Origin of the sequence: Streptomyces sp. NPDC006602, from assembly GCF_042870385.1 — a bacterium.
Classification (GTDB): Bacteria; Actinomycetota; Actinomycetes; order Streptomycetales; family Streptomycetaceae; genus Streptomyces.
The window spans coordinates 88561-102336 of the sequence record NZ_JBIAHG010000010.1; the positions used below are offsets into that span (position 1 = coordinate 88561).

The 13776-nt window shown below is 70.4% G+C and carries 11 protein-coding genes; 7 read left to right on the plus strand and 4 right to left on the minus strand.

Features of this window, described 5'->3' with window-relative positions; all coding sequences use genetic code 11:
- Nucleotides 1-5: 5 nt before the first annotated feature.
- The 6 genes from ACFYO2_RS24980 (at nt 6) to ACFYO2_RS25005 (ending at nt 9122) form a co-directional block, all read left to right on the plus strand.
- On the plus strand, nt 6-1742 hold the full coding sequence (locus ACFYO2_RS24980) for a PEP-utilizing enzyme (RefSeq protein WP_388353037.1): 1737 nt from the start codon (nt 6-8) through the stop codon (nt 1740-1742).
- 74 nt (nt 1743-1816) lie between these two features.
- Nucleotides 1817-2131, plus strand: a complete 315-nt coding sequence (locus tag ACFYO2_RS24985) for a putative quinol monooxygenase (protein ID WP_388353039.1) — start codon at nt 1817-1819, stop codon at nt 2129-2131.
- 144 nt (nt 2132-2275) lie between these two features.
- Nucleotides 2276-5188, plus strand: coding sequence for a SpoIIE family protein phosphatase (locus tag ACFYO2_RS24990; RefSeq protein WP_388353042.1), 2913 nt, complete (start codon nt 2276-2278; stop codon nt 5186-5188).
- Between the two features lie 58 nt (nt 5189-5246).
- Entirely contained in the window at nt 5247-6803 is a 1557-nt protein-coding gene (locus tag ACFYO2_RS24995; protein ID WP_388353045.1) for a sugar ABC transporter ATP-binding protein, read from the plus strand.
- Nucleotides 6800-7900, plus strand: a complete 1101-nt coding sequence (locus ACFYO2_RS25000) for an ABC transporter permease (protein WP_388353048.1) — start codon at nt 6800-6802, stop codon at nt 7898-7900. The genes ACFYO2_RS24995 and ACFYO2_RS25000 overlap by 4 nt, the downstream gene beginning before the upstream one ends.
- A gap of 79 nt (nt 7901-7979) precedes the next feature.
- Nucleotides 7980-9122, plus strand: a complete 1143-nt coding sequence (locus ACFYO2_RS25005; protein ID WP_388353522.1) for a substrate-binding domain-containing protein — start codon at nt 7980-7982, stop codon at nt 9120-9122.
- A gap of 68 nt (nt 9123-9190) precedes the next feature.
- Here the strand turns inward: ACFYO2_RS25005 and ACFYO2_RS25010 are convergent, their stop codons facing one another.
- The 4 genes from ACFYO2_RS25010 to ACFYO2_RS25025 are packed head-to-tail and all read right to left on the minus strand — an operon-like array spanning nt 9191 to nt 12184.
- Nucleotides 9191-10234 carry an NADP-dependent oxidoreductase gene (locus ACFYO2_RS25010; RefSeq protein ID WP_388353050.1) on the minus strand — a complete coding sequence of 348 codons (1044 nt, stop codon included), beginning with the start codon at nt 10232-10234 and terminating at the stop codon, nt 9191-9193.
- Nucleotides 10235-10238: 4 nt separating this feature from the next.
- The gene (locus tag ACFYO2_RS25015) at nt 10239-10457 is read right to left on the minus strand and encodes a transposase (protein WP_388353052.1); all 219 of its coding nucleotides are present in this window, start codon (nt 10455-10457) and stop codon (nt 10239-10241) included.
- Between the two features lie 3 nt (nt 10458-10460).
- The gene (locus ACFYO2_RS25020) at nt 10461-10781 is read right to left on the minus strand and encodes a 2Fe-2S iron-sulfur cluster-binding protein (RefSeq protein WP_388353055.1); all 321 of its coding nucleotides are present in this window, start codon (nt 10779-10781) and stop codon (nt 10461-10463) included.
- Entirely contained in the window at nt 10778-12184 is a 1407-nt protein-coding gene (locus ACFYO2_RS25025; protein WP_388353058.1) for an SRPBCC family protein, read from the minus strand. The genes ACFYO2_RS25020 and ACFYO2_RS25025 overlap by 4 nt, the downstream gene beginning before the upstream one ends.
- A gap of 440 nt (nt 12185-12624) precedes the next feature.
- Between ACFYO2_RS25025 and ACFYO2_RS25030 the strand changes: the two genes are divergently transcribed.
- Nucleotides 12625-13767, plus strand: a complete 1143-nt coding sequence (locus ACFYO2_RS25030) for a sugar ABC transporter substrate-binding protein (RefSeq protein WP_388353061.1) — start codon at nt 12625-12627, stop codon at nt 13765-13767.
- Nucleotides 13768-13776: the final 9 nt, after the last annotated feature.

Here is a 13776-nt window from a genome sequence, read left to right on the forward strand (position 1 = left end):
TCACCATGAAGCACTGGATCACCGACTGGCAGCGCAACGAGCGACTGCCCCACTACACCCGCGCCAACGCGGGCGAGACCCTGCCGGAGCCGGCCAGCCCGCTGGGCTGGAGCCTGGTCTGGGGGCGCGGACTGCAGGGCTGGCGCCGCGGCTTCGTCGACTTCGGCATCTACCGCGAGGAGGAGATCGCCGGCGCCCGGCCTCCCTTCGTCGGAATCTTCGGCGGCTACTTCTACCTCAACCTCTCGCACCTGCGGCTGTTCGGCATCCGTATGGGCCAGACCGCGGCCGACATCGACGCGGCCTTCGTCGGCCAGCGCTCCGACACCCCGGTGTACGTGGCGCACCCCGACGACCAGGACGCGGAGCTGACGGCCAAGGCCGGCGGGATTCTGGGGCAGATGCTCGGCCAGACCGGCTACCCGGAGGGCGACGCCGATCATGAGCGGCTGCGCCGGATCCGCCGCGAGCGGCCCGACCTGACGCAGTTGTCCGACGCCGAGCTCGTGGTGCGTGCCCACGGCCTGCTGGACGAGGTGGAGACCACCTTCCAGAGGCATGTCGAGTCCTCGCTGCCCGCGTCGGTCGGACCGGCGATCCTCGGTCCGCTGTGCGCGAGCATCGACCGTCCCGGCGCGATGCTCGACCTCATCAGCGGTCTGGGGGACGTGGACTCGGCGGGCCCCTCGGCGGGCCTGTGGACACTGTCCCGGCAGGTGGCGGCCTCAGACGAACTGACGGCACTGTTCGACCAGGGACCGGCCGCGGTGGAGCAGGCGCTCGAGGGAGCGACCGGGGACGTGAAGACGTTCCGGGACTCGTTCGACGAGTTCCTCGCCGAGTCCGGCGACCGCGGCCCCAACGAGTGGGACATCCACGCGCTGTCCTGGGAGGCCGCCCCGATCCAGGCGCTGTCCCTGGTGGACCGGATCCGGCACAGCTCCGACGGTGATTCTCCGGCCGCCCGGCACGAGCGGCTCACGGCACACCGCCAGGCGACGGCCGCGGAGGTGCGTGGCGCCCTGCCCGAGGACGCGCAGCCGATGTTCGACGCCGGAATGCACGCGTCCAACGTGTGGATCCCGGCGCGCGAGCGGACCAAGGCGAACTGCGTCACCGTCATCAACGAGATCCGGATGGCGATCCGCGAGCTCGGCCGCCGCGGGGTCGAGGCGGGACGCTTCGCGCAGCCCGAAGACGTGATGATGCTGCTGGACACCGAGCTCGACGACTATGTCGCCGATCCGGACCGCTTCGGCTCCGTCATCGCCCAACGGCTTCAGGAGTACGGCGAACTGCGCGAACTGGAGCCGCCGTTCTTCATCGCGGACGACTCCCGGACCGAGATCGACAGCTGGCCGCGGCGCAGCGACGAGCACACCGAGGCCGCTGTCGGGGGCGACGTCCTCAAGGGCGTCGGTGGCAGCCACGGCACGTACACCGGCAGGGTACGGGTCGTCACCGACCCGGCCTCGTGCGAGGCGCTGGAGCCGGGCGAGGTGTTGGTGGCACCGATCACCGACGCCGCCTGGACCCCGCTGTTCCTCGTCGCCGGGGCGGCCGTCGTGGACGTCGGCGCGCTCAACAGCCACGCCGTCGTGGTCTGCCGCGAGCTGGGCATCCCCGCCGTCATCTCCGTCGAGGACGGTACCCAGCGGCTGCGGGACGGCATGGTCATCACGGTCGACGGCACCAAGGGCACGGTCACCGTGGACAGCGTCCCGGCGGCACTCGCCATCTGAACGGCCCGCGGGCCCGTCGTTCCTTCCTGACAGAGGGCGGCGGGCCCACGGGCATGAGTATGGAAAGGACCACCGTGGCAGAGGAAATCATCGTCGCCGGCTGGATGGACTACGAACCGGCGGACCGCGACACGATGCTGGGCCACCTCGTCGAGGTCGGAAAGCGTACCCGTGAGGCGGAACCCGGCTGCCTGGACTACGCCATGACGGCGGACCCGTCCGACGAGCGCCGGATCCGGGTGTACGAGCGGTGGGTGTCCCAGCAGGCCCTGGACGAGCACTTCACCACGGCGCACATCAAGGACTTCCGCGCGGCCACGTCCGGGCTGACCCGGGTGGGGGTCTCCCTGAAGACCTTCAGCGTCGCGGCGGCGCGGTCCATGCGCTAGCCGACCCTCGCAAATTCCTCTTCCAGGGCGAAACAAGCTTACTCATGGACATAGTTCTAATATCTACATGAGAGCGGGCGGCTTCTCGAACGGCGAGCGACCGGGCAGCAGCCGACCGCGGTCCGAAGAGGGAAGTGATCCGACATGGGATTTGTGGGGGATTCCATCGGTCCCTCACGTGCCCGTGAGCGGTTCCTGGAGGGCGGGCTGGTCGAGGGAGGCGTACGGGACCTGATCCTGAGTTCCTGGCAGCGCTCCGTGCTGCTCGGGCTCTCCCCGGACCAGTCCGAGCTCCCCTACCGCGAGGACGTCGATCTGGACAGCCGGCTCGTGCACGCGGCCGGGCCGGTGCTCGACCGGCTGCAGTCCAGGTTCGCGGGCAGCCGCATGAACGTGGCTCTGGCCGACGCCAGCGGGACGGTGCTGCAGCGCCGCTTCGGCGAGGCGTCCATGGCCTGGCAACTCGCCCCCATCCAGAGCGTTCCGGGGTTCGTGTTCGCCGAGGAGGTCGCCGGAACCAACGGCATCGGCATCGCGCTCGCGGAACGGCGGCTGTGCCAGGTCTACGGCGCCGAGCACTTCGCGGAGCGCTCACAGTCGAACGCCTGCTCGGCGATCCCCGTGCGTGATCTGCTCAGCGGAAGTGTCGAGGGCATCCTCTCCCTCGGATGTCCGCGCACCGAGGTGGATCCCGCGATGGACACCGTGATACGCGAGGCGGCAGGCGCCATCGAGCGGCGACTCCTGGCGGAGAACTCGGCGCGAGAGCGTGGGCTGCTGAGCGCGTATCTCGACACCAGGCGCCGGATGCGGGCCGGTGCGACGGGCGGGGACGGGTGCCTGGTCCCGGTGGACGAGCTGGTCCACAGCGGACTCAACCGGCGTGATCAGACGGTCCTCACGGAGAAGGCCGCCGAGTTGATCGCCTCGGCCCAGCGAGCCGGCGTCGAGGTGACCCTCTCGGACGGCCGGCAGGTTGTCCTGCTGAGCCATGTCGTGACAAGCGCCTCCGGTGTGGCAGGCGTCGCCGTCGAGGCGGTCCTCACCGACGACTCACCGGGGCAACGGCTCGCGGCACTCACACACCCGGGTGCGCGGCTCGGCCCCGCGCCACACAAAGCCGTCCCACCTGCCGTCCTGCCGACCGGACGCCCGGCCCACGTCACGCCCTTGCGGACCACCCACGCGGAGACCGGGGCGCAGGCCCGGCCCACAACCTCCCGCACGGCCGAGCCGGCCACCGCGCCCGACATCACCGACGGCGGCACCGACGGCGTGGACGGCGGACGGCTGGTGCTGCTGGGCGAACCGGGCGTGGGCATGCACGCCGTCGCTGCACGGCAGCGCCTGGAGCTGCTGTCCGAGGCCAGCGCCCGCATCGGAACCACGCTGGACGTACCCCGCACCGCCCGCGAACTCGCCGAGATGGCCGTGCCGCGCCTGGCCGACTTCGTCACCATCGACCTTCCCGAGGCGGTACTACGAGGCGAAGAGTCCGCCGATCCCCGCACCGACCTGCACCGCCGGGTGATCCACGGCATCCGCGACGACGGCCCCTTCCAGGCGCTCGGCGAGCGGATCCACCTACGTCCCGCCACTCCCCAGCTCCGCTGCCTGGCCGACGGACAAGCGGTACTGGAACCCGAATTGAGGGTCACCGCCGGCCGGTTCTCCCAGGACCCGGAGCACACCGGAGGCCTTCTCGCGTACGGGCTGCGCTCCCTCGTCACCGCCCCGCTGCTCGCCCGCGGCGTCGTCCTGGGCATCGTCAGCTTCTACCGCACGCGAGAGCGCGCCCCCTTCGGGGACGACGACCGTTCGCTGGCCCAGGAACTCGCCACCCGTGCCGCCGTCTGCATCGACAACGCCCGCCGCTACACCCGCGAACACAGCATGGTCCTGGCCCTGCAGCGCAGCCTGCTTCCGCAGCGCCTGCCCGAGCAGGACGCCGTCGAGGTCGCCCATCGCTATCTGCCCGCCGAGTCCGGAGTGGGCGGAGACTGGTTCGACGTCATCCCCCTCTCCGGCACCCGCGTCGCCCTTGTCCTCGGCGACGTCGTCGGCCATGGCCTGCACGCCGCCGTCACCATGGGCCGGCTGCGCATCGCCGCACGCAACTTCGCCGAGCTGGACCTGTCGCCCGACGAGGTCCTCACCCAGCTCGACAACCTCGTCGCCCGCCTCGACCGGGACGAAGGCGGCGAGGAACCGGGCACCGACGGCACCGGCATCATCGGCGCCACCTGCCTGTACGCCATCTACGACCCCACCTCGCAGCTGTGCACCCTGGCACGCGCCGGCCACCCCCCACCCGGGCTGGTGCATCCCGACGGCACGGTGACCTTTCCCGACCTGCCCGCCGGACCGCCCCTCGGACTGGGCGGCCTGCCCTTCGAGACCGCCGAGATCCACGTCCCCGAAGGCAGCCGGCTCGTCCTCTACACCGACGGGCTCATCGAAGACCGACACCGCGACATCGACACGGCCCTCGACCAACTGCGGGACGCCCTTGCCCGTTCGGGCCCCTCGCCCGAGGACACCTGCCAGGCGGTGGTGGACGCCGTGGTGCCCGATCACCCCGCCGACGACATCGCGCTGCTCGTCGCCCGCACCCAGACCCTGGCCCCCGACCGGATCGCCACCTGGGACCTCCCCGCCGACCCGGCTCGCGTCTCCGGCGTGCGCGCCGACGTGACCCGCCGGCTCACCGACTGGGGGCTCGACGAGGCCGTCTTCTCCGCCGAGCTGTTGCTCAGCGAGCTGGTCACCAACGCCATCCGCCACGCGAGCGGCCCCGTGCGGGTACGCGTGATCCACGGCCGCACCCTGATCTTCGAGGTCTCCGACACCAGCAGCACCGCCCCCCGGCTGCGTCACGCGGCCTCCACCGACGAGGGCGGTCGCGGCCTGTTCCTCGTCGCCCAGTTCGCTCAGGCATGGGGGACCCGCTACACCGCCGACGGCAAGGTCATCTGGGCCGAGTGCGCTCTGGATGTCCCTACGGGAATGCCGACCGTCGCCGGGATAGATTGGGACGATATTCCCGACATCGAATAGGTGAGCCGATCCGGTGCAGTCGGGATGGAACGCGGAAGCCGATCCCCGGAGAGAGTCTGTGCACGACGCTCCCGACGCCCCGACAAGCCGATCCGCAGGCCGCGGCCAGGACCCTCTGGTCTGGATCCGGGGTCTCGGCAAGCGGTTCGGAGGTACTCGCGCGTTGACCGAGGTCGACCTCGACGTCCGGTGCGGTGCCGTCCTCGCCCTTCTGGGCCCCAACGGCGCCGGGAAATCCACCCTCATCAAGGTGCTCGCCGGTGTCCATCGCGCCGACGAGGGCGAGGTGACCGTGGCCGGCCACCCGCTCGGCACGGCCGCGGCCTCCCGGCACATGGCCTTCATCCACCAGGATCTCGGTCTCGTCGAGTGGATGACGGTCGCCGAGAACATCGCCCTGGGCACCGGCTACCCGCGCCGCCGGGGCCTGATCTCCTGGCGGACGGCGCGGACGCGCTGCGTGGAGGCCCTGGAGATCGTCGCCGGACATCTCGCGCCCGACGCCCGCATCGCCGACCTGACCCGCGCGGAGCGTTCGCTGGTCGCCATCGCGCGGGCCCTGTCGAGCCGTGCGGAACTCGTCGTGCTCGACGAGCCGACCGCCAGCCTCCCCGCGGCCGACTGCGCCCGCCTCTTCGACGTCCTGCGCCGGCTGTGCGACCGCGATCACGGCATCATCTACGTCAGCCACCGGCTCGACGAGGTGTACCAGGTCGCCGACTCCTTCGCCGTCCTGCGCGACGGCCGGATCATCAGCCAGGGCCGCCTCGCAGGCCACAGCCCCGCTCGCCTCGTGCAGGACATCGTGGGCCGCGACCCTGCTCGCAGACCACCCGCCGCCGCCGTTCCCGGCCCCGAGGCCCCCGCCGTCCTGCGCCTCGACGGCGTACGGACCGAGAACGCCGGCCCGGTCGACCTCCGACTGCGCCCCGGCGAGATCCTGGGCATGGTTGGCCTCATCGGCGCCGGACACATGGACCTGGGCAGGGCGCTGGCCGGAGTCCGGCCCTTCGTGGGCGGGCGTGTGCTGCTGGACGGGCGGCCCTACCGTCCGCGTACGGTCGCCGCCGCCGTCGGTGCCGGTGTCGGCTTCGTGACCAGCAACCGGCTGGAGGAGGGTTGCGCCGCCGAACTGACCGTGCGGGAGAACCTGCTCGCCAACCCCCGCGCCGACGGCATGCCGGGGCCGCGCTGGATCAGCCCGCGGCGTGAGCGCGCCACTGCCACGGCTCTCGTCGAACGCTTCCGGGTGCACCCCCTCGACAGCGAGACCCCGATCGCCGTCCTGTCCGGCGGCAACCAGCAGAAGGTCATGCTCGGCCGGTGGCTCCACAGAAAGCGCCGGCTGCTGATCCTCGAGGAGCCGACGGCCGGCGTGGACGTGGGCGCCAAGGCGGAGATCTACCGCCTGCTGGACGAGGAGCTGGCCGCAGGGCTCGCCGTTCTGCTCATCTCCACCGATTTCGAGGAGGTCGCGAACGTGTGCCACCGCGCCCTGGTGTTCGTCCGCGGGACCGTGGCGGCCGAGCTGACCGGCGAAGCCCTCACCGTGACCCGGCTCACCCACACCGCGTCGGCCGTACCGCCCCTCACCGGAACGGAGACGGACGGATGAGCGAGGAACCGACGGGCGACGGGACGAACCGGCCGACGTCAACGTCACCCGCGCGCCGATCACGGCCGAGCCGCCCCCACGGGCACTTCATCGGCGCGTACGGACTGCTCGCCCTCGCCGTCCTGCTCTTCCTCGCCTTCTCCCTGTCCCTGCCCGACACCTTCCCCACGCTCGACAACATCTCCTCGATCCTGTCCAACCAGTCGGTCCCCGCGATCCTCGCGCTCGGCGCGATGGTCCCCATCGTCACGGGCAGGTTCGACCTGTCCATCGGCTACGGTCTCGGCCTTGCGCACGTCATGGTGCTCCAGCTGATCGTCAGCGAGGGCTGGTCCTGGCCGCTCGCCTGCGCGGCCGTGATCATCGGTGGAGCGGTCGTCGGCGTCCTCAACGGCGTCGTCGTCGAGTTCGCCCGGATCGACTCCTTCATCGCCACCCTCGGCACCGGCAGCGTGCTGTACGCCGTCACCGGCTGGATCACCGGCGGAACCCGCATCGTCTCCGGGCCGAACGGACTGCCGCCCGCCTTCACCGACCTCTACGACTCCAAGTTCCTCGGCCTGCCGGTGCCCGCGTTCTACGTCCTCGGGCTGGCCGTCGTCCTCTGGCTGCTGCTGGAGCGCCTGCCGCTGGGCCGCTACCTCTACGTCATCGGTTCGAACCCCCGCGCCGCCGACCTGGTCGGCATCCCCACGCGCCGCTACAGCGTCTACGCCTTCGCCCTGTCCGGTCTGATCGTCGGCTTCGCCGGCGTCCTGCTGGCGGCGCAGCAGCAGATCGGCAACCCGAGTGTCGGCCTGGACTACCTCCTGCCGGCCTTCGTCGGGGCCCTGCTCGGCTCCACCGCGATCAGACCCGGCCGCCCCAACGCCCTGGGCACCCTCGTGGCGGTCGCCATCCTCGCCATCGGGCTGGCCGGCATCGGCCAGCTCGGCGCGCAGTTCTGGGTCACCCCGCTGTTCAACGGCGCCACCCTGCTTCTCGCCGTCGGCTTCGCCGGGTACTCCGCCCGCCGTCGGCTGCGCTCCGGCGCCACCGCGAACCCTCGTGGCAGCAAGGTGGCGGGCACCTCCCAGGAGGCCCAGGACGTTCCGTAGCCCGTGGCCCGCTCCGCGTCCGTTCCTGACCTGCGGACGCGTCCCCTCGTAGCCATCACCACAGCAAGGAGCACCCGTGATCTCGTACCGCAGGTCCGCCCAGGCCCTCGCGGCCCTGACCACGGTCGTCGTCACCGTCGTCGGGTGTGAGCGAGGCTCGTCCACCGGCCCGGGAAACCCAACCGAGGGGGTCACGGCGGGCTGCCCGGCCGCCCTCGCCGAGGCGAGGTCCGCCGTCCGGCAGGCCGAGAAGGTGGACGTCTCCTGGAACGGCCCCACCACCGGCCCCGCGGCTCTGCCGGACAAAACGATCGTCTACGTCGCACAGACCATGACCAACCCCGGAGTCGCCGGCGTCGCGGACGGGCTGCGGGATGCCGCGAAGGTGATCGGCTGGAACGTCAGGGTCATCGACGGGCAGGGCACGCCCGCCGGCATCCAGGCGGCCCTCAGCCAGGCGGTCGGCGTCAGGCCCTCCGGCATCGTCCTCGGCGGCTTCGATCCCAATGCGACGTCGGCACAGGTCGCACGGGCCGACGCGGCGGGCATCCCGCTCATCGGCTGGCACGCGGTCGGCTCGCCCGGACCGAGCAGGCAACCCAAGCTCTTCACCAACGTCACGACCCAGGTCGAGGACGTCGCGCGGATCAGCGCCGACTGGATCATCGCGCACTCCAACGGCCGGGCGGGGGTCGTCGTCTTCACGGACGCCTCGATCCCCTTCGCCAGGAACAAGTCCCAGCTGATCGAGAAGCAGCTGGCCACCTGCGCCGACGTGCGTCTCCTGGCGTCCGAGAACATTCCCATCCCGGACGCGAGCAGCCGCACCCCTCAGGAGGTCTCCTCGCTCCTCTCCCGCTTCGGCAGCAGGTGGACGTACTCCGTGGCCATCAACGACCTGTACTTCGCCGACGCCGCGCCCGCCCTGCGCGAGGCGGGGCGGAAGGGCTCCGGTCCCCCGTTCAACATCGGCGCCGGTGACGGCGACTCCTCGGCCTTCCAGCGCATCAACAGCGGGCAGTTCCAGGCCGCCACCGTCCCGGAACCGCTCGCCGAACAGGGCTGGCAGATCGTCGACGAGTTCAACCGCGCCTTCGCCGGGGAGCCCGCCAGCGGATACGTCGCCCCGGTCCACATCTCCACGGCCGCCAACAGCAGCGGAGCGACGACCTGGGACCCACCCGGCTACCGCGAGGCGTACCTGAAGATCTGGGGCAGGTGAGAGCCGTTGGTCACGCGTCGTGCGTGACCGGATCCCGCGTCTCCCGTCGCCCCCAACGCTCTCTCCCCTCAAGAACGGCTGTAGGAATCCTCGGCCAGCCGGACCAACATCTTGCCGACGTTGCCACCGTTCAGCAGGGCCAGCAGGGCCTGAGCCGCGTTGTCGAGGCCGTCCGTCACCGTCTCGCGGGCGGTGATGCGGCCCGAACCGAGCCAGTCCGCGACGCGGCTTTCGAACTCGGGCCGCAGATCCTCATGGTCGCGGACGATGAAGCCGCGCAGGGTGAGCCGCTTGAGGACCGCTTGGATCAGCTGGTTGATGTCGGTGGACCGCCGCTCGCCGCCGAACTGCGACATCATGCCGCACAGGGCGACACGGCCGCCGGTGCGCAACGCGTGCAGGGCGGCGGCGAGTTGCTCCCCGCCGACATTGTCGAAATAGACGTCGATGCCGTCGGGTGCCAGCCTGGCCAGGGCGTCACGCACCGGCTCGGCTCGGTAGTCGGCGGCGTCGTCGTAGCCGAACTCCTTGACCAGCAGGGCGCACTTGTCCGGCCCTCCGGCGGTTCCGACGACGCGCTCCGCGCCCAGCAGCCGGGCGAACTGTCCGGCGGCGGTGCCCACCGCCCCGGCCGCCGCCGAGACGAACACGGTGTCGCCGGGCCGCACCTCGGCGATCCGCGCGAGCCCGACGTAGGCGGTGAATCCGGTCTGTCCGAGCAGCCCCAACCACGTGGGCAGCGGGGCGAGTTGCGGGTCGATACGGCCCGCGGCATCGGTGTCCGCGGCGTCGAGCACGGCCCACTCCCGCCAGCCGAGCTGGTGGCGTACGAAGGTGCCCGGCGGCACGGAGGAAGTGCGGCTCTCCTCCACGACGCCGAGGGCCCGGCCGTCCAGCGGCGATCCGGGCGTGAAGTTGTGCGTGTAGTGCTTCTCGGTGCTCTCCAGCCGCCCGCGCATCGACGGGTCGACGCTCATGTAGAGGTTGCGTACGAGCAGCTGCCCCTCGCTCAGGGGCGGGAGCGGGCGCTCCTCGACGGCGAAGTCCCCGAGGACCGGCTCTCCCTCAGGTCGGCGCACCAGGCAGACCACCCGGGTGGTACGGGGCGGCATCGGCTCACTCCCCCGGCCGGCGGACGCCGCGCCGCTGGGCGAGGCGGCCCACCCAGCCGGCCATCTGGAGGTCGGCGTGGCGCAGTTCGCCGGACTGCCAGCGGGCCTGGAAGTCGAAGATGCCCTGCGCCCCGGTCCTGGGGTCGGTCACCTCCACCAGCCCGTCCTCGGTGAGCCGGTACACCTGCCCGGTCAGCGGATGGGTCACTTGCTTGGCGCTCACGGCTCACTCCTGCGGTCTGCGGCGTACGCCGCGTTTGGTCACGGTCACCGGGCCCTGGACCAGAAGCCGGCAGGCGAGCCGGGTCAGGCCGTCCACCGGCTTGCGCAGGGCCTCGATGCCCTCGCGCTCCAGCGGGCCCACGGGCGAACAGTTCTCGGCGCCTTCCTCGACCGCCACGAAGCAGGTGCGGCAGGTGGCCTTGCCGCCGCAGAGGGTGGGCCAGCGGTAGCCGAGCCGCTGGGCGGCGCTGAACAGGTCCTCGCCGTCCCGCACCTCCAGCTCGACCCCGGAGGGCCGGACCGCGACCCGGTGGGTCACGGTCACTTGTCCATCCACTGCTCGAGCGTCTGGTTGAAGTGGCGGATGCGGCTCTCCTGGTAGTTGGCCAGGGTGATGCCCGGCTTGCGCATCGTCTTCAGGCCCTGCTGGACGTAGGGGAGGTTCTCGCAGTCCTGGTCGAAGACGGGCCCGAGGACACCGAGTTCGGGGATGTCCGCGAAGAGCATCTCCTCCGGCACCCAGCGGATCTTGACCGGGGGCGGCATCTCGCCGGGGTTCTTCGGGGCCGACATGAAGATGATCTCGGCGGTGCAGGAGTCGGGGTCGAGGCCGTTGGGCTTGAACCGGTAGATGATGTTGGACTTGGCGCCGCCCCAGGGATTGAAGTTGGGGAACAGCAGGTAGTTGATGGCGTCCAGCAGCTCGGTGTCGGCCGTCTTTGAGAAGTCCTGCTGCGAGGTGGCCGCCAGTTGGGCGCGCATCCGTTCGGCGAGGACCTGGCGGGCGGTGCCGCCGGGAGGGATCGCGGGCATCTCGTCCCCCTCCTGGATCACCAGGTCACGGCCCTGGGCAGCCGCGTAGAACGCCCGTGAGTCGTAGAACGTCTCCAGTACGTCCTCCTCCGTGACGGAGTCGGCCACGTGCGGGCTGGGGGCGCCCTGGATGTTGATCATGCGGTTCCAGTTGGGCTGGTCCGCCATGACGTCGTACTGGGAGTTGGCGTCGGCGAGCCAGGGCAGCATCTGCGGGTGCGTGGCGATCACGTGGAAGGACTCGATGAACGCGTCCTGGGCGATCTTCCAGTTGCAGGGCAGCACCTTGGCGATGTGCAGCGACTTGTAGCGGTCCTGCAGCGGCCAGATGTAGTACTCGTCGAAAGTGCCGCGGTAGCTGTCGAAGGACTCCGCGTACGGGTCCATGTTGATGAAGACGAAGCCGCGCCAGGTGGCCACCTTGGCCTCGGGAAGTGCGAACTTCTCGGGGGTGACATGGGGGAAGTCCCAGGCGCAGGGCGGGGTCTGCATGGTTCCGTCGAGGTTCCAGGCGAAGCCGTGGAACGGGCAGCGCAGCTCGGTGACGTTGCCACTGGACGTGCGCAGTTTGCGGCCGCGGTGCAAGCACGCGTTGACGTACGCGCGGATCTCGTCCGGCGCCGTGCGCACGATGATCAGCGAGTCGTCGCCGATCTCGTAGATCTCGTGGTCGCCGACCTCGGGGATCTCGCTCACCAGGCAGGCGAACTGCCACACGCGGCGCCATACCTGGCTCATCTCGCGCTCGGCCCATTCGCGGGAGGTGAAGCGGGTGGTGTCGATGTCCTCGCTGCCGAGGTAGTCGTTGTTGACGTACCTCAAGGCGGGGGGAACCGGCCGGCTGTCCCGGTCGAGGTAGTCCTGGACGCTGGGCCCGGGACACCGCGCCGTGCCCAACTCCGACGTTTCGTCCATGTTCTCTCCTCCGGCAGAAACTTTAGAGTGAGTGTAGTTATTAGTCCCGGCCGGGAGCAATACTCGCGACGCCGTCCAAGCCATCAGAGACCCGGTTCTCCGAAGGTGTCGACATTGCCCACCTTGAATTCGTTACGAACGGCCCCCTCCCCAAGTCCGTCGGAGCGTGCCACACTCCGTCGCACCCGAGGCTGTAGAGCCTCACAAGTTTCTCCGTGGCCGGGGGCAATGTCTGCCCCGTGTCGGCCACAGCGTCGCCGGGCTCTCCCGGCGGCCCGCGCCGTCCCCCACGACGGCGGTCCATACAGCCCACTCGATCACTGCACGTGCCGTCCCGGCCCTGGGGCGGCACAGGATCAGCCTGCACAGAGCCGACCGCCGCGGAAGCGCGAGCGACGCGGACCACGGCAGTCAGGCCCACACCACGGGAGTACTCAACGATGAGTTCCACACCCGGACGCGCGGTTCGTCGCGCGCTCACCGCGATCGTCCCCATCACCACTCTGCTCACCCTCGCGGCGTGCGGCACCGACGCGACTCCGGCCGCTGATTCCGCGAAGGCCACGGGTGCCGACTCCCCCGGCCTGACTGCGGCCAAGAAGGCGGCGGAGGAATACTCCCAGCGCCCGACCCAGATCCCGCTGACCCAGCCGGTGGGCAAGAAGATCCCCAAGGGCAAGACGGTCGACTACATCCTCTGCGGGGTCCAGTCCTGCAAGGACCTCGCGGACTTCTTCACCGCGGGCGCCAAGGAACTCGGCTGGAAGGTGAACCAGATCGCCACCCAGGGCACGCCGGAGTCCGTCCAGGCCGCCTACGAGCAGGCACTGCGCGACAAGCCGGACGCCGTCGTCTCCTCCGGATTCCCGCGCGCCGTCTACGCGAAGCAGCTCGCCAAGCTGAAGAAGGCCGGCATCCCCGTCCTCCAGTCGAACGCAGACGAAGTGTCGGGCGACGGCATCTCCCTGCTGAAGGCCGGGCCCGAGGAAGTCGTCGGCAACGGCGAGATGCTCGCCTCCTGGGTGGTGTCGAACAGCGGCGCCAACGCCAACACCGTCTATTTCGACCTCCCCGCGTACACCATCCTCAAGCCCGTCCTGAAGGGCTTCCAGGACAAGTACAAGGAGTGGTGCGACGGTTGCGCGATGGACGTCGTCGACGTGCCCATCACGGCGGTCGGCAAGGACATGCCGGACCGGGTCGTCTCCTACCTCCGCTCGCACCCGAAGGTGACGCACATCGTCTTCTCCCTCGGCCTGCTCAATGTGGGCGTCCCCGCCGCGATGAAGACCGCCGGGATCACCGGCAAGCACATCCTCGTCAACGTCGGTGACCCGCAGAACTACCAGTACATACAGGGCGGCCTCACCGACGGCGCGCTGGCCCTGGGCTCCCAGGAGCTGTCCTGGATGCAGGTCGACGCGCTGGCCCGCCAGTTCACCGGGCAGTCCATGGACGTCGACCAGAAGGCGGTGGCCAAGAACATGCTGGTCACCAAGGACAACCTGCCGTCGACCAAGGGTGACTTCCCGATCGTCGAGGACTTCCAGGCGCAGTTCAAGGCGCTCTGGGGCCTGAGCTGACCAACCCGC